Below are 14,498 nucleotides of genomic sequence, written 5' to 3'. Positions count from 1 at the left end.
CATTATCCTCCTGCCTCAGCCTGAAGTTTACGCTTATAGGCTTCGTGATCTTCAACGAGCTTTCCGTTAATAAAAATAGCATTATATTTCATATGGAAGAGAATATACTTCCCGGCTTTTATAAGAGATAGATGCCGCTCTTTCACTTGTTTTAAAAAGTAAAGGAAAATAGCCAGCACATTTCTCGGGTCAAGAAAGGTGATCTGAACCAGGTCACCGTACTCGCGTTCTGTTTCCTGATAAAGCTTACCTAAAGCTTCACGGTCATCTTCATGGTGTTTAAATTCATCCTGCATATGGATCAATCCATCACGGTCACTGCAGATCCCGCCGCAGCACCCCATCCCGACTTCCTGCTCTGGACGAATAATCATGACTTCCACCATTGGTAAGTCCTCCTTTTTATATCCTCTAAGCTCCATGTTAGTTTCCCAGTAAAGCTCCCGTTTGTGGAAGACTCAGTTTCGAGATAACTCGGGTCCATTGCCAAAAAAGGATGGGACGGCTACGGAAACAACTCGCTTTCCTGGAACCCCTTTCTCTACAAAATATCTCGAAACTGAGTCTACAACTAAACGACCCTATAGTTTAAGAAGCTTAATTGAAAATCTACATGATTATTTCTTCATGAGTAGCTCCATAAAAGGAGAAAATAGCAAAGCCGCACGTTGAACGTGCGACTCTTATCCTTACGCACTCTTTTGTACAGAGTCGCGGTCATTCTTAAAAATTGCTGATGCAGCTGTTAATAGGATCCAGAACGTGAAGACGAGGATGATTGCCCCAAAAGTGAATAACATCCAGTCACTGCCTTCCGCCCATGGCGCCCATTCACCAAGAACCTGAGTAATCATGGCCCATAAAGTCATAAACATGAGGAAAACCATAGGAATCAAGGTCGGCCAATAGCTTCGTCCCAGGCGTTTCAGCCAGATGGAGACAAGGAGTAAGCTAATACCGGCAAGCAGCTGATTGGAAGTACCAAATAGTGGCCATAACAGGTATCCACCGGAACCGAACCCTTTTGGTCCCTGAGGAATCAATGTCAGTGCGGCACTGGAAACTACTGCAACCGTAGTAGCTACATGCGTTTTCGTAAGAGGAGTTACATTATACTCGGTCCCAAGCTCTGCAATAATATACCGCATTAAACGAACGGATGAGTCCAGCGTAGTTGCGGCAAAACTAACCACAATAACGGAAACAATCGTCGAAGCCACTGCAACGGGAATTCCTAGTCCTGATGCGAGCTGCCCGGCCCCCTGGATAAATACCCCAAGGCCAGCACTGCTTGCAGCCGTAAAACTGCTGTAAGTGGCTGTAAATTCTCCCGCTGTTGGGAAGAAAGTAACTACTGCAATAATAGCTACAAGCGCGAGCGCTCCTTCTCCTACGGAACCTAAATAGCCTACAAACCTGGCATCCTTTTCATTGTCCAGCTGTTTGGAAGACGTCCCGGATGATACCAGCCCGTGGAAACCAGAAATTGCTCCGCACGCAATAGTAATGAATAACAATGGGAACCAGGAAGTGTCTGCTGTGGAATTCGTCACAGGAGCTGTAATTTCCGGATTGGTGAAAAGCAAACCTAAGTACAATAAGCCCAGGCCAACGATCAGCTGGTGAGAGTTAATGTAATCACGAGGCTGAAGCAGCTTCCATACAGGAAGAGTAGAAGCGATATAAACATAAGCCATTAACACCACAATCCAAACGAAAAATGCCATGGATGTTGCACTAAGTCCAAAGGCAGAGGATGCTCCTTCGCCCCCGAAGTATTTCACTAAGTCAATTTGCAATACTGGAACATAGCTTGCCACAATAGCTGCCAGATACATAACGGCGAGCGCTACAATGGACGGGAGCAGCATATTCCCTTTTTTCTTGTACACGCTGTATCCAATCCAAATTGCAAGTGGAATCTGAATAAACACAGATAATACGCTTGCCGGGAAGGAAATGAACAAGTTGGCAATAACCCAGGCAAACACAGCATTAACCATTAGAACTAATAATAGAATAATAAATAAAAACAGTACTTTCGCTCTTTGACCAATCAGCTTGCTCGCAAGTGTCCCTACCGATTGTCCCTTATTTCTAACCGATAATACTAACGTTCCAAAATCATGGACTCCCGCTGCAAAGACGGTACCAAGAAGCACCCAAAGGACAGCAGGCAGCCAGCCCCAATACACAGCAATAGCCGGACCGACAATTGGTGCAGCTCCGGCAACAGAGGTGAAATGGTGCCCCCAGAGTACAAATTTATTGGTTGGCACAAAATCGACCCCGTCCTTATATTGATGGGCAGGTGTCACATAGTTCGGATCCAGTTTATAGATTTTCTCAGCAATGAATTTTGAATAATACCTGTAGCCGAGAATAAAAACAATACCTCCAACTACCGCAAGCCATATACCACTCACAATACCCCTCCTCTATTATGTATGCGTTTCCATACTTATGGTATTATACTACAATTTTTTCCTAACTATCAACGCTGTTGACTGATTTATCTAAAAATTCAGCCAAATGTACGAGAAGCTGTCGTTTTTTGAGAGGTAGTAGAACTACTAGGAGAATCGGTAGATATGAACTCACTACTTTGAAGCTAGAAAACAGCAGAAACTATATAAAAAGCTTACAGACTCTATAATAGTAAGAGACTGTAAGCCTATAAGGAAAAACTATTCAGATGCAATGCGGCCTAGGAAAAAGCCATCAACTTCATCCATTCTTCCCCTCCAGAAGAATTGGCCGTCAGCAGGTGTAGGGCTTGAATCTCCGTTGTAAACCTGTGCATTTTTCAAATGAATATAGTTTACGTCTTCTTGATTTTGTTCCTCTGCATTCTGGCTGGCCTGAGCCAACTTGTCACTGATTTCTTTTGAAACATCATTTCCCCCTTTAAAAGACTGGCTGGCGGAATCTAGATATTTCTGAGCTGATACCGTGGTCCCGGTTACTAAAGCACCGTTAATGTTTAGGGTAATATCCAAGGAAAAACCGTGTTGATTAGCAGCTTTTACATAAGTCATTAGTAAATCATCCATATTATCTTCTCCCTTCTATAATTACTACTTTTATTTAGTAGTATCATCATTGCTTGATAGTGATGTTTTTTGCTTATTACTCTGAGAATCTTTGTTTTTGTTATCCTGTTCCTTGGAGGCTGCTACCTCTTCGTGTGAAGAATTTGCAATCTTCTCTTGCGTAGCTGAGGACTGCTGTTCATTCTCAGACGAATTCTCTTTTTGCTGGTCGTTTCTTTGAGAACTATTTGATTGCTGATTGGATTCTCCAGATCTTCCACTCGGCTGCTGTTGGTTCTCCTCTGAGGAGCTGCTTGACCGCTGCTCGTTATTGCTCGGAGCAGTATTTTCTTGTTGCTTCTGCTCTCCACTTCCTTGAGAATTACCTGATTGCTGATTGGATTCTTCAGTTCTTCCACTCGGCTGCTGCTGTTGGTTCTCCTCTGAGGAGCTGCTTGACTGCTGGTCGTTATTGCTCGGAGCAGTATTTTCTTGTTGCTTCTGCTCTCCACTTCCTTGAGAATTACCTGATTGCTGATTGGATTCATCTGATTTTCCACTCGGTTGCTGTTGCTGCTCTTCGGAATCGCTGCCTTGTTTGTTTTGTTGACTATTATCCTGTGAAGAATCACTTGATTGCTGTTGATTTTCAATAGGATTCGTATTGATTAAGGTCGTTTTAGAGCTTCCGCTTCCATCCTCGTTCTCAGATCTTCTAAATCTGCTAGCTACGCTGCTGGTTCTTTCTTTCGTTTTATCTTTAAAACTCTTAAAGCCAGAACCTGCCTTTGATCCTGCTTCACTCACTTTAGTTCCAGCGCTCGATGTAGCTTCTCCAACTCTACTGCCAGCTTCGCTAAGTTTCGAACCCGCTACAGTTCCAACCTTACTGACTTTTGATCCAGCTTTACTTACATTCTCCTTCAAAACAGCTCGTTTGCTTCTACTATCCTCTTCTTGTTCATTATTGTTCTGATTTTCAGGTTCAGAATGGTTTTCCTGCTTCTCAGACGAAGAGTTATTATTTTCCTTACTAGAAGTATCCTCATCATCAGAAGACTTTAATTTCTTAGCGGTTGTCATTAATCCGGCTGCCAAACCTACGGCGCTTCCGATGACCGCTCTTGAGGCTTTACTATTTATATCAAATTTTGCCTTCTTCGCACGATCATCTTCATTATGCAGACTTGTTTTTTTATCACTCATAATTGGTCCTCCTTTTTTAAATTAATAACGAGTGTTTTGGCTCATGTTTTTTTCCAATTGTTCTAAACGCTTGGAAAGTTGTTCATTTTCTTTTTCTAGCTCCTTGGTGTTCTGCTCAGCTGCTTTGGAGCTCAAGAACGGGTCTGTTTCCCACCAGTCCATGCCAATTTCTTTTGCTTTATCTACAGAAGCAACGATCAGTCGGATTTTAATGGTTAATAATTCTACATCCGCTATACCGACCCTGATGTCCCCTGCAATTACAACACCCTTATCTAAAACAGTTTCCAAAACGTCGACGATACTATTGGACTGTGTTGACTGTTCGATAGCCATGGGTTGAACCTCCTTTTATTACAATAAGTTTCCTAATGGACCCAGATCGATGTTCAAATCCTCATCTTCCAATTCAAAAATGTCTTTAAGTTCATCCATCTTCACTTCCAGATTCATGAGGGCTACCCCTAATTTTTCAATTTCTTCTTCGGTTAAGGTGCCACCATCTACTCTCCTGATCGCGTGGCGCTCCACAAGCTGCCGCAGTAATTCTATTACCGTTAAGACCAGTTGGGCGAGACCTTGTTCTGCCCCTTCTGGATCTAATTCAATCCGTCCGCTTTTCACCGGTTGATGTTCAAGATCGCTCTGTGACATATTCGAGTGCCTCCTTTTCTTCATCCATACGTTCAGAGGAAATGGATTTTGCTCCTTGCTGATTCGATTGCACCAAGGTTTCTACAGCTGAAATCAATACTCGTAAATCCAGATAGACGAGATCAATCCCGGCAATGGAAATAACAAGATCTCCTTTGATGGCCACCCCTTTATCCAAGACGGTATCCAGGATGTCGATCAGAGAAATATCTTTATTTTCATATTGTTCTCTTTCACTCATCATTCAGACCTCGCTTTTTGAGAGATTGACAAAGTGGTAAGCCGGCCATGGTCCAGTCACTTCGAATTTCCAGCCTGCGTGCTGGTGTTCGTTGTTGGCTGTAGTCACTTCTTCTAAAAAGCCTTCCACCTGCTCTAAAGGAAGCAGAAAAGCGCTATTCCAGCACATTTCTTCGTCTTTACCTGTGACATCTTTATTCCAAGTTTTTTTCACAACATCCTGATTACTATAAGCCCTCAATTTATCGTGAAAGCCTTTAGAAAAAGAATTTAGTTCTTTCTCAACTTGTTCATCTACGAGCTGATCCAGCTTTTTACGCTGCAAATACTGTTTTCCCTTCGACATACCTTCAATTTCTTCTTTTTTCTCTTTTATCGTTAAATCATGCTCGGCCACTTTTTCTCTTAGTGAAGACCGGTCACAATAGATTTTCAAGTTCCATTCTTCTTTGTCTTGAAGATTTTCAAGTAGGTGAACCCAGTCCTCTTCATGGGTGCTCACCATGTTCTCCAGACTATTTTCACTTTGGTAAATCGTACAAAATTTCATTGGAATTATGGTAGTTCGCTCTCGCAGCTTGATTAATGTTTCATGGTGATGGAAAGCTTTATCTTTCACCCATTCCATGTCCTTCGTTTTTTCTTCGAGGACTTTCTCGCCATAATCTTGCTCCTCAACACGGCACACTACCGCCGCACATTTATCAAAATTGATCGCATGGAGAACCCGCTCCTCATCAATGCCTGTTAAGTCAGAAAAAGACTGATCTTCATTTTGAATAGGAACAATACCGTATAAATAAATTAGTTCGCCCATCACACAAACTCTCCAATCCTATTGCCGTTTCGTCATTTCTTCCCACTGTTCAAGTTCCATTCTCTTGGCAATTTCATAACGCTCGAGCAATTCCTCTTCCTGTGCTTCATAAACGTCTTCTGAGATCTCATCCAGTTCATACATCATCTGAAGATTTACAAGCTTTTTCTGGATGTGATCTAAGTCATACATCTCTTTATCCACTTCTTCCTTAACGTGCTCGCCAACTTTGACAATCAAATTAATCGGGGAAGTGAATAGTTTATGAATCATGACGTTTCCTCCACCTTCAATTTAATATTTATGAAATTATACGCGGGCCATGGGCCCGTATATTTAAATTCCACACGGTCTTTCCAGCGTTCATGAAGTTCATTAACTTTTTCGTCGAATGCCTGCTCATTGCTACGATCAATCAAGTAAGCTCCATTTAACAACATTTTTTCTCCAACTGTTTCATTGGATTTCGATGATTCAGATAACCTTACAAGCGGCGTATGAATATCTTTTTCGATCTCTGTTTTTATATTGTCAAAGAAATCCTGAGCCATTTCACCCAGTTTAATTCGGTCAAAATATCCAGCAGCTTCTGATTTATTGGAGACTGTTTCTTTTTGCTTCATCACCTTATTATTCTTGTTAACTTCGTCTTCGAGCCATTCTTTTCTGCCCACCACTTTAAGCCCGATTTCAATTTTGTTTTCTACTTCTGGAAATAGGCGGGCTAACTGAGGATATAAATTTTCGAGAAGGACTTCTGTGTCTTCCCGGGTTTGAAATACGTTCCCGAAACTTATTGGGACCACAGAGGGCTCACTTTCCATCACCAGGGAAATAACATTTTGGTGAGTCATTAAATGATCTTTTTTCGGAGTGTAAATTTTCACCGGTGCTTCAGTGGCTACCATCGCAGCGTCTTTATAATGGATGGTAAAAATAGAACGCTCTTCTCCTTCAAATTCAATGGTGCCGAAACTTTTATCCTCGTTTGTTTGAATACAGCAAAATACATAAATACCTAATTCTTCAGCCATGTCTTCAACGCCTCCTACACCTTTTTGCATGCCTCTATAATTTTACTCTGTAGATCTTCTTCTTGGTCGTCCGTGCATAAATCCAAGGTGAAGTACGTGATATCAAGGCAGAGTTCTTGAAACTCTTTATCATTTCCATCAATCGGCAGTTGATAACGTTCAGCCACATCCGCAATCATGATGGATGCACGTAAACTTAAAGAAGAGTCACGGTTGTTGCATAAATCTTTTACTCGATGCACAAAACCTACTATGGATTTTGCTTTATCCACATCTATATTAGTACGTTCAGTCACGATAGTGGCTTCCGCTTCTTGATCCAACGATTTCAAAGGCAGCGATATCATACGATCCAGGAGGGCATCCTGTGTTTGATATACACCAACATATTCAGCTGGATTACTCGTGAAAATGATGGAAAAATCCGGATGAACTCTTATATGAGAATCCTTCCGTTTAGTACCATATAGCGGGAGAATTTTTTCTTCCAGCACGGATAAGAATAGATTGTTAACCTCCGGCTTTGATCGGGTGAACTCATCGTAAACAACCGTGTATCCATTTTTTACAGCCTCATACAAACGACCTGAAACCCATCCTTCTGTGACGTTTTCTTCAATCTTTCTCACTGTGCGCACATAATTATCATTGACTTTTTTCCGATTGTAGCCTTTGAACGCTCCAATTAATTCTGCATTAGACAAACTTTTATTACCGCTAATCAGAACAACTGGACGTTTTCGCGATTTAGCGATATGGAGAGCTAACGTCGTCTTTCCGATTCCTGTAGGTCCCGTAAAATGCACCGGATACCCTAACGATAAATAACGCTGCGATCGTTTAATCAAATTTTGAAAGAAGGGATGGGCGTACACGCCTCGATCTTCTTGAGGTCCAGCTTTTGTTTCCGTTAACTTAGTCATTTTCCACCCCTCCTTTTCCTAGTGTTCAGCTTCTGTTTTTTCTTCTAAATCACTGCGGTAGCGTAAACTTAGTCTGGAAAAACCGGTTACCTCATGATTATTGTCTAAAAATACTTCATAAAGCCCGATCATTTGATCATTGGCATACTTTTTCATATATTCCTTTTCCTCAATAATTTCAACTAGTGCTCTCCAGCCATCGTCCTGCTTTTTGGCAGAAATGATTTTATGAGGAGGAGCAATATTATTATTAAAGAACTGAGTAACGTTGTCTAACAGTTTCATATGGAATGACCCGCCTTTCTGCTAATATAGATAGAGAAGGGGTTGGCAGTAAGACCAACCCTTCCCTGATTAAATACTGAATTCGCCTCGCTCATTGGAGTCCTCAGATTCCTGAGATTGGGAACCTACTCGCTGCTCGGCGAGACGGCCGCCAATACCTTCCTCTTCTACTTCATCACGCAGGAGACCTACAGCCTCTGCATAGCGGAGCCAAGTATCTACACTTGCGATTACCACTCTTGCTTCTACTGTAATTAACTCGATACCTACGACTGAAACACGTGCAAATGCATCGATTACAATCCCTTTATCAAGAATACGGTCTACTACCTCTGCGAGACTGGAACTATCTGTTGATTTTTGAATAGCCATTTTCATTCTCCTTTCAATTTTTATCCATGATATGTTTTGATATCTTCTATTCCCTTCACATCTTTAGGGCCCTTAACGTTTGGAGCGCTTTTAATTTCATTCAGCCCCTTTGCATCTGTTGGCCCCTTAATGCTGTTGGAACTTTTCAGCTCATTCACACCTTTAAGATCAGTTGAGCTTTTTACCTGAGGCGTGCTTTTCATTTGACTGAGCCCCTTTATATTAGAGGGACCTTTAAGCTTGGAAGAGCTCCTGACATTCGATATACCTTTTATGCTTTCTACACCTTTAGCTCGACTATCAGAATTTCGAGAGCGCTGACTTTCTTTTATCTTTTCTTGAATCTCTTCGCCAGACTCTCTTACAGAAGCGATCTTTTCACGAAGCTGCAAAAGTTTTTCCTGCAGCTTTTTCTCTGCTTCATCCGCTCTTTGATGAACCTTCTTGGCGTTTTCCTGTTGCTTTTCTTCAAGATTGGATCTTAATTCTTCAATTTCTCTTCGTAATTGCTCTTTAAATTGCTGAGCCAAATAGTCACTAGTTTCATCCTGCGCTTCCTCTGTAACTTCCTTGGAAGCTTCTTGAATTTCATCAGTCACTTCATCCGCAAATTCAGCAGGGTTATCTGACCTTTTCATAAATTCAGATGCACTAGGAATTTTTTCACGAAAACTTTCTGCCTTCTCCTTAACACCTCCTCCAATGTCATTAAGGAGGGAGTCGTCGTCAGAAGATGGCTTACCATTTCGATTTTCTTTGCTCACTTCCATCCTCCCTTTTCCTGAATTAAGATTTTTGCTGAGATTTATTGCGCTATTTTTTATCCTTAGTTCCCATAAGAGATACATTGAAACCTTGTTAAAAGGAATATGAGTAAAAAATGGTTATTTTTTCATCAATTATTACAGAGGGCTCCAACTTTTACCTCAGTAGTTTCAAAGGTTTAGGAGGCTTATTGATTCATATATTACAAATTTTACATTTAAATTATACTTAGATAGTTTCAAGTGGGTTATCTTCTGGATCGCTGACTAGATTCAGCCTCAATAAATACTCCTTGTTAACAAAAAAGAGTCTTGCGTGAGAATTCGCAAGACTCTTTCCCTTATTTATTCACATAATTGCGCAGCTTACCTATGCCCTCTATTTCAATTTCTAATTCGTCTCCAGGAGAAAGCGGTCCAACTCCTGAGGGCGTTCCAGTCATAAGCACATCTCCTGGTTGAAGGGTCATCACTTTAGTTACCTCTGCAAGAAGTTCTTCTACATTGTGGATTAAGTCACTTGTATTAGAATCCTGCTTCACTTCTCCATTTAAAGTAAGTTTTATCTGAGTATGGCTGGGATCCAGCTCCGTCTCGATCACTGGTCCGAGCGGCTTAAAAGTAGCATAAGACTTGGCTCGCGTGTACTGGATATCTTTCTTTTGGAGATCTCGGTCCGATATATCATTTCCACAGGTATAACCAAGTACGTAAGATAAAGCCTCTTCTTTGGTTACATCCTTCGCCTCTTTACCAATTACCACTGCCAATTCTGCTTCGTAATCGATCCGGTGGTCTTCCGTTGGCAGGGTAATACCAGCGTTTTGTCCAATAACGGCTGTCGGTGACAGCATAAACATCATCGGCTCCTCAGGTAGAGGCTTTCCCTGTTCCTCAGCGTGAAGCGCATAGTTCAGACCTATAGCAAGTAGCTGTCTCGGTTCAGTCGGAGCGAGCACTTCCACCTCTCCCAGCGAATCACCAGTGGATAATTTTTGCACAGGACCTTCTATGTAATTGCCATCCAGCCGGGTAATCGTATCCCCTTCAAGCGCCCCATAATGGATTGTACCTTCTTTACGATAACGGATATACTTCATTGAAAAACTCCCCTCTACTCTAGTAATAACTCTATTATAAATCACCATAGAAGAATAATCCTACCAAAACCTTCCACCTCAGGTCATCCATATTTTGGATGACCTGAGGTGGAAATTAATACCTGTAGTAAACTTTCAATTATCATAAAAAATTTATATCAATCTAGCTGAAATCATAATACAATGACAGAGTATAATAAAAGGAGGCCTGGACTTTTGAAAAAAGGCTTTGTTAACGAAATTTTCTTTATTCGATTTGTCGCTTGTATGTGTGTTGTTCTTATTCATTCTATTACAATGGCCCGAAGCAACCTGGATGTATCAGCTTCGACAACTAACATTACCTATTTAATTAATATGAGCATGATGTTCGCCACCCCGGTCTTCGTCATGATTTCAGAGTTTTTGCTATCTTATTCATATCCTGAACGCCTTCCGCAATCATTTTGGAAGAAAAGAATCCTATATATTCTGGTTCCTTATTTGGTTCTCGCAGCAGTGTATTCCGTGTATGCTCTTGGTCTGGACGGATTAACATGGGCAGCTTTTGGCGAATTGTTCTTTAAGAAAACACTTCTGGGCGCCTGGCATGGCTATTTCGTACTGATTATATTCCAGTTTTATGCGCTGCACTTTTTATTGAAGAAATCATTTGACCGTTTTCCACCATTATTGGTCATCGGTTTTGCCTTAACGATTAATATTATGTATCTCGGATTCTTTAATTTTAAAGGCAGGATCTCAGGTATTGAATTTATGTGGGATTATTATCAGCTTCCATTTCTCGGCTGGTTTTTCTACTTCACTGTTGCTTACTATGCCGGAAAACATCTCGACGAGTTTCTTTTTTATTTGAAAAAATTTAGATTTTGGATCATCGGCGGGGCTGTCCTTGCCGGAATGATCCCTATCTATTTAAGAGTTTCCGGCTTATTGACCGCTGTCAGCTCTAAAAGGTTTGACATCATCTTCTACACGTTCCTTGTATTTTGTCTACTCTATCTAATCGCTATGAAAATGAAAAAGGTACCTAAGCCTGTGCTTTGGGTCAGCAGCTGTTCCTACAGCATTTATCTAATTCACCCCTTGTTTCAATATAGCGCGATCGGTTGGTTTGATACCCTAAAGCTTCCTTCTAATCTAGTCATTTATATTCTGGCATTTTTTGTTTTAGGTGTAGCAGGACCAATCTTTATGAGTTATGTATTCAATCTGATTCCTTTCGGGAGTTTGGTTACCGGACGAATTAATATGCCGAAACTAGGCTCTTCTTCTCCTCATCAATCAGCTCTCAACAAAGGTAAAGCTTCCTAATAAAAAAGGCACCCTCTCATAGGGTGCCTTTTTTAGTTCCTGTTAAAAACGACTGACGTGAATCTGATCAATTTCACTGGAAAGCGGATATTTCACACGGAACTTTCGATTAATAGCATGTATCAAGCCCTGCTTCGCTTCCTCACTTTTAATTTGACCTTCTGAAATATCTTCATGCTCGTATTTAACTTCAAAGTCAATGTTATGGTTCTTATAATGAATCTTTCCGGATACTACCATAGTGTTAAGCCTCCTTAATCCAGGGTTTGGATGATCGTTTCAATACCTTCTTGCAGGGTAGATAATGGCCATGCTGGCATCTCAGAATCTACCATAGCAATCTCAAAAGATGCTGGGATATGGACAAATCCTGCAGGAATCTTTTTCTCCGTTTGATGGAGCTCATGCAGCAGCGAGTACATAACGTTATTACAAAGATAGGTGCCCGCCGTGTTAGAAATTTCAGCTGGAATTCCTTTTTCTCTTAAACAAGCAACCATATTTTTAATGGGAAGTTCAGAAAAGTAAGCATCTGCCCCATCTTCCTGAATCGGCTCATCCTCGGGAACATATCCATCATTATCTGGAGCTCCGTCTTTAATATTAATCGCTACCCGTTCAGGAGTAATTGTTTTGCGATGAGCCGCCATTCCTAAGGTAATTACCGCATCAGGGTTTATATGGTGATAATGAGTAATCAGCTCTTCAGCTGAACGATTGAAATCTACGGGCAGGACTACCCCGTGAATAGTATAATTGCCGATTGTTCGTCCATCCAAATATTCTACGATTGATTCGGTCGGGTTGAACGCAAAGTTTAAAAAAGGTTCAAAACCTGTCAATAATAACTTTTTCATGTTTGGACCGCCTTTCTTAATTATGAGAGGAGCCATAAGAGAATAATAGAATACAATATTGATCCTCCGCCTGCTGCTAAGAAGATCAATTTACAACGCTCAAGCCACTCTTCCTTCCAATCTCTCCATTCGAAATCTATTGCTATTCTCTCGTCTGCACGCTTTTGAGCTCTCGAAGGGGGACAATAAATTGAGAAAGTCTCTTAAATCCGCTGAAAAAAGGTGAAGAAAGCCTGTTTGACCAATATAAAAACTTGCTCCAATAGTGAGCAGAATGAGCCCCCAATAGAAGGCATGATTGATTACTTCCGCTTCCTCAAGCCCCATTCCCCAAAAGTTCAAAAACCATGCAAAAAATGAGAGTACTAATGTAACTATAGAGACTTTCAATTGGATATCACATAAGCTGTTGTAGCGTTTTCGAAGGGTTTTTCCATTACTGTAAAGAAACCAAATAATATCCATATGCAACTCATCAATTACATCTTTATATTCTTCAGTCATTATATAATTCCGCTTTCGGTAGTTTTTTCTCAATTGTATTATTCTTTTCGATAATAAATTACCAATTTTATCAATTTACATGATTATTTTTTTGTTTTAGTATTGAAATGCAAATCAGAAATAGTATAAAATTCCAGTCATATTTATGCAAGGAGTTAAATAAAAATATTTTTTTGATAGGAGAGTAAAAGGTTTAATGCTAGTACTTGAAAATGCGACCATAGTTGATGGAAAGGGAAACGTAACACCTGAAGGTAATATTTTGATAGAAGAGAAAAAAATAAAAAAAATAGGGAATTTTGATGAACCGCATGAAAATGCAGAGGTTATCGACTGCAACGGAAAATACATTACTCCAGGCTTAATTGATGTCCATACGCATCTCGGGGTGCATGAAGAAGGAGTAGGGACAGAGGGGCAAGATTTTAATGAAACTAGTGATCCAATCACACCGGAGGTTCGTGCGCTAGATGGAATTAATCCCTTTGAAAAAGGATTCGAAGATGCTAGGCAGGCCGGTGTAACAACCGTTCAAGTACTTCCGGGAAGCGCTAATGTTATTGGAGGAGAGATGGTTACTCTTAAAACCACTGGAACCATCGTGGATGACATGGTACTTAGAAATCCCTCCGGAATGAAAGCAGCTTTTGGCGAGAACCCAAAACGTCTGCACGGAACTAAAGGAAAAGCTCCGATTACTCGCATGGGGGTGGCCTCCCTATTTCGGTCCACATTAAAAAAAGCTCAGAGTTATGCTTCCAGGAAAGATAAACAAGAAGTTGATCTAGGCATGGAACAACTGGTAAAAGTTTTAAATAAAGAAATCCCCATCCGTGCTCATGTCCATCGCGCTGATGATATTGTTACGTTAATCCGATTAGCTAAGGAATTCGATATCGAAATCAGTATTGAACATTGCACAGAAGGACACTTAATTGCAGACTATGTAGGGGCTCAGGGATTTCACGCGTCCGTCGGCCCAACCATGTCCACGCGGGCAAAAATTGAACTTGCGAATAAGGGATGGGAAACGTCGGCAGTTTTAGCTAAAGCAGGAGTTCCAATCTCCATTACTACCGATCATCCAGTGGTAGGTATTGATCAACTCATCTCAAGTGCTATTCATGCGGTTAAATATGGTCTTGAAGAACAAGAAGCATGGAAAGCTATCACATCCACAGCAGCGAAACATCTGGGTGTTGATCATCGGGTTGGATCTCTGGAAGAAGGGAAAGATGCGGATGTGGTCGTTTGGAACGGTGATCCTTTTGATATGAGAAGCCATGTGGAAGCGACCTACATTAATGGAGAATGTGTGTATAAAAAAGAAAACCGGACGTGAGCATCCCTCCTTCCTCTACTCTTATAAAAAGAACGAATCTATCAAACTACAGTT

Annotated in this window: 21 protein-coding genes; 2 read left to right on the top strand and 19 right to left on the bottom strand. The window is 41.0% G+C overall.

The window, feature by feature from the left end; all coding sequences use genetic code 11:
- Positions 1-2: 2 nt before the first annotated feature.
- The 15 genes from ACTWPM_RS17510 to ACTWPM_RS17440 form a co-directional block, all read right to left on the bottom strand.
- Positions 3-386: a hypothetical protein gene (locus ACTWPM_RS17510; RefSeq protein ID WP_443134283.1), complete on the bottom strand. Its 384-nt coding sequence runs from the start codon at positions 384-386 to the stop codon at positions 3-5.
- 303 nt (positions 387-689) lie between these two features.
- Positions 690-2,426: a carbon starvation CstA family protein gene (locus ACTWPM_RS17505; RefSeq protein ID WP_443134282.1), complete on the bottom strand. Its 1,737-nt coding sequence runs from the start codon at positions 2,424-2,426 to the stop codon at positions 690-692.
- Between the two features lie 261 nt (positions 2,427-2,687).
- Positions 2,688-3,053, bottom strand: coding sequence for a gas vesicle accessory protein GvpU (gene gvpU, locus ACTWPM_RS17500; RefSeq protein WP_443134281.1), 366 nt, complete (start codon positions 3,051-3,053; stop codon positions 2,688-2,690).
- A gap of 30 nt (positions 3,054-3,083) precedes the next feature.
- A complete protein-coding gene (locus ACTWPM_RS17495) occupies positions 3,084-4,238 on the bottom strand; it encodes a hypothetical protein (RefSeq protein ID WP_443134280.1) in 1,155 nt (384 codons plus the stop codon).
- A 21-nt stretch (positions 4,239-4,259) separates the two neighbouring features.
- Positions 4,260-4,574 (bottom strand): gas vesicle protein, encoded by a 315-nt coding sequence (locus ACTWPM_RS17490; RefSeq protein WP_089750593.1) that lies wholly within the window; start codon positions 4,572-4,574, stop codon positions 4,260-4,262.
- 18 nt (positions 4,575-4,592) lie between these two features.
- Complete coding sequence (locus ACTWPM_RS17485; RefSeq protein WP_014644360.1) at positions 4,593-4,892, bottom strand: gas vesicle protein K; 300 nt, start codon at positions 4,890-4,892, stop codon at positions 4,593-4,595.
- Entirely contained in the window at positions 4,873-5,133 is a 261-nt protein-coding gene (locus ACTWPM_RS17480; RefSeq protein WP_014644361.1) for a gas vesicle protein, read from the bottom strand. The genes ACTWPM_RS17485 and ACTWPM_RS17480 overlap by 20 nt, the downstream gene beginning before the upstream one ends.
- Before the next feature lie 3 nt (positions 5,134-5,136).
- Positions 5,137-5,949 (bottom strand): GvpL/GvpF family gas vesicle protein, encoded by an 813-nt coding sequence (locus tag ACTWPM_RS17475; protein ID WP_443134279.1) that lies wholly within the window; start codon positions 5,947-5,949, stop codon positions 5,137-5,139.
- A gap of 18 nt (positions 5,950-5,967) precedes the next feature.
- Positions 5,968-6,222, bottom strand: a complete 255-nt coding sequence (locus ACTWPM_RS17470) for a gas vesicle protein GvpG (protein ID WP_443134278.1) — start codon at positions 6,220-6,222, stop codon at positions 5,968-5,970.
- Positions 6,219-6,983 (bottom strand): GvpL/GvpF family gas vesicle protein, encoded by a 765-nt coding sequence (locus tag ACTWPM_RS17465; protein ID WP_443134277.1) that lies wholly within the window; start codon positions 6,981-6,983, stop codon positions 6,219-6,221. The genes ACTWPM_RS17470 and ACTWPM_RS17465 overlap by 4 nt, the downstream gene beginning before the upstream one ends.
- Before the next feature lie 14 nt (positions 6,984-6,997).
- Positions 6,998-7,906, bottom strand: a complete 909-nt coding sequence (gene gvpN / locus ACTWPM_RS17460; protein ID WP_443134276.1) for a gas vesicle protein GvpN — start codon at positions 7,904-7,906, stop codon at positions 6,998-7,000.
- A gap of 18 nt (positions 7,907-7,924) precedes the next feature.
- On the bottom strand, positions 7,925-8,191 hold the full coding sequence (gene gvpO / locus ACTWPM_RS17455; protein ID WP_443134275.1) for a gas vesicle protein GvpO: 267 nt from the start codon (positions 8,189-8,191) through the stop codon (positions 7,925-7,927).
- 69 nt (positions 8,192-8,260) lie between these two features.
- Positions 8,261-8,563, bottom strand: coding sequence for a gas vesicle structural protein GvpA (gene gvpA / locus ACTWPM_RS17450; RefSeq protein ID WP_443134274.1), 303 nt, complete (start codon positions 8,561-8,563; stop codon positions 8,261-8,263).
- Positions 8,564-8,583: 20 nt separating this feature from the next.
- Positions 8,584-9,327, bottom strand: a complete 744-nt coding sequence (gvpQ, locus tag ACTWPM_RS17445) for a gas vesicle protein GvpQ (RefSeq protein ID WP_443134273.1) — start codon at positions 9,325-9,327, stop codon at positions 8,584-8,586.
- A gap of 341 nt (positions 9,328-9,668) precedes the next feature.
- Positions 9,669-10,427, bottom strand: a complete 759-nt coding sequence (locus ACTWPM_RS17440; protein WP_443134272.1) for a fumarylacetoacetate hydrolase family protein — start codon at positions 10,425-10,427, stop codon at positions 9,669-9,671.
- Positions 10,428-10,643: 216 nt separating this feature from the next.
- Here ACTWPM_RS17440 and ACTWPM_RS17435 point away from each other — a divergent pair, with 216 nt between their 5' ends.
- A complete protein-coding gene (locus ACTWPM_RS17435; RefSeq protein ID WP_443134271.1) occupies positions 10,644-11,741 on the top strand; it encodes an acyltransferase family protein in 1,098 nt (365 codons plus the stop codon).
- A 42-nt stretch (positions 11,742-11,783) separates the two neighbouring features.
- Here the strand turns inward: ACTWPM_RS17435 and ACTWPM_RS17430 are convergent, their stop codons facing one another.
- From ACTWPM_RS17430 to ACTWPM_RS17415, 4 genes are read right to left on the bottom strand one after another with little or no spacing between them, the layout of a single operon-like run.
- A complete protein-coding gene (locus ACTWPM_RS17430) occupies positions 11,784-11,981 on the bottom strand; it encodes a hypothetical protein (RefSeq protein WP_443134270.1) in 198 nt (65 codons plus the stop codon).
- Between the two features lie 14 nt (positions 11,982-11,995).
- Positions 11,996-12,598 carry a pyroglutamyl-peptidase I gene (locus ACTWPM_RS17425; RefSeq protein WP_443134269.1) on the bottom strand — a complete coding sequence of 201 codons (603 nt, stop codon included), beginning with the start codon at positions 12,596-12,598 and terminating at the stop codon, positions 11,996-11,998.
- A 20-nt stretch (positions 12,599-12,618) separates the two neighbouring features.
- The gene (locus tag ACTWPM_RS17420; protein ID WP_443134298.1) at positions 12,619-12,738 is read right to left on the bottom strand and encodes a DUF3899 domain-containing protein; all 120 of its coding nucleotides are present in this window, start codon (positions 12,736-12,738) and stop codon (positions 12,619-12,621) included.
- Positions 12,698-13,102 (bottom strand): DUF3899 domain-containing protein, encoded by a 405-nt coding sequence (locus tag ACTWPM_RS17415; RefSeq protein ID WP_443134268.1) that lies wholly within the window; start codon positions 13,100-13,102, stop codon positions 12,698-12,700. The genes ACTWPM_RS17420 and ACTWPM_RS17415 overlap by 41 nt, the downstream gene beginning before the upstream one ends.
- A 196-nt stretch (positions 13,103-13,298) precedes the next feature.
- On the opposite strand from ACTWPM_RS17415, the gene ACTWPM_RS17410 reads away from it, so the two are divergent.
- The gene (locus ACTWPM_RS17410) at positions 13,299-14,444 is read left to right on the top strand and encodes an amidohydrolase (protein ID WP_443134267.1); all 1,146 of its coding nucleotides are present in this window, start codon (positions 13,299-13,301) and stop codon (positions 14,442-14,444) included.
- Positions 14,445-14,498: the final 54 nt, after the last annotated feature.

Origin of the sequence: Halobacillus sp. K22, from assembly GCF_052246795.1 — a bacterium.
GTDB lineage: Bacteria > Bacillota > Bacilli > Bacillales > Halobacillaceae > Halobacillus.
The sequence above is the reverse complement of the archived record's forward strand: the minus strand, read 5'-3'. Positions and strand labels throughout refer to the sequence as shown.

What these genes read in the sequence shown, in the direction of transcription:
- ACTWPM_RS17510 (WP_443134283.1), bottom strand. Translation starts at nt 386, where the DNA reads ATGGTGGAAGTCATGATTATTCGTCCAGAGCAGGAAGTCGGGATGGGG.
- gvpU (WP_443134281.1), bottom strand. Translation starts at nt 3,053, where the DNA reads ATGGATGATTTACTAATGACTTATGTAAAAGCTGCTAATCAACACGGT.
- ACTWPM_RS17495 (WP_443134280.1), bottom strand. Translation starts at nt 4,238, where the DNA reads ATGAGTGATAAAAAAACAAGTCTGCATAATGAAGATGATCGTGCGAAG.
- ACTWPM_RS17490 (WP_089750593.1), bottom strand. Translation starts at nt 4,574, where the DNA reads ATGGCTATCGAACAGTCAACACAGTCCAATAGTATCGTCGACGTTTTG.
- ACTWPM_RS17485 (WP_014644360.1), bottom strand. Translation starts at nt 4,892, where the DNA reads ATGTCACAGAGCGATCTTGAACATCAACCGGTGAAAAGCGGACGGATT.
- ACTWPM_RS17480 (WP_014644361.1), bottom strand. Translation starts at nt 5,133, where the DNA reads ATGAGTGAAAGAGAACAATATGAAAATAAAGATATTTCTCTGATCGAC.
- ACTWPM_RS17475 (WP_443134279.1), bottom strand. Translation starts at nt 5,949, where the DNA reads ATGGGCGAACTAATTTATTTATACGGTATTGTTCCTATTCAAAATGAA.
- ACTWPM_RS17470 (WP_443134278.1), bottom strand. Translation starts at nt 6,222, where the DNA reads ATGATTCATAAACTATTCACTTCCCCGATTAATTTGATTGTCAAAGTT.
- ACTWPM_RS17465 (WP_443134277.1), bottom strand. Translation starts at nt 6,983, where the DNA reads ATGGCTGAAGAATTAGGTATTTATGTATTTTGCTGTATTCAAACAAAC.
- gvpN (WP_443134276.1), bottom strand. Translation starts at nt 7,906, where the DNA reads ATGACTAAGTTAACGGAAACAAAAGCTGGACCTCAAGAAGATCGAGGC.
- gvpO (WP_443134275.1), bottom strand. Translation starts at nt 8,191, where the DNA reads ATGAAACTGTTAGACAACGTTACTCAGTTCTTTAATAATAATATTGCT.
- gvpA (WP_443134274.1), bottom strand. Translation starts at nt 8,563, where the DNA reads ATGGCTATTCAAAAATCAACAGATAGTTCCAGTCTCGCAGAGGTAGTA.
- ACTWPM_RS17440 (WP_443134272.1), bottom strand. Translation starts at nt 10,427, where the DNA reads ATGAAGTATATCCGTTATCGTAAAGAAGGTACAATCCATTATGGGGCG.
- ACTWPM_RS17430 (WP_443134270.1), bottom strand. Translation starts at nt 11,981, where the DNA reads ATGGTAGTATCCGGAAAGATTCATTATAAGAACCATAACATTGACTTT.
- ACTWPM_RS17425 (WP_443134269.1), bottom strand. Translation starts at nt 12,598, where the DNA reads ATGAAAAAGTTATTATTGACAGGTTTTGAACCTTTTTTAAACTTTGCG.
- ACTWPM_RS17415 (WP_443134268.1), bottom strand. Translation starts at nt 13,102, where the DNA reads ATGACTGAAGAATATAAAGATGTAATTGATGAGTTGCATATGGATATT.
- ACTWPM_RS17410 (WP_443134267.1), top strand. Translation starts at nt 13,299, where the DNA reads ATGCTAGTACTTGAAAATGCGACCATAGTTGATGGAAAGGGAAACGTA.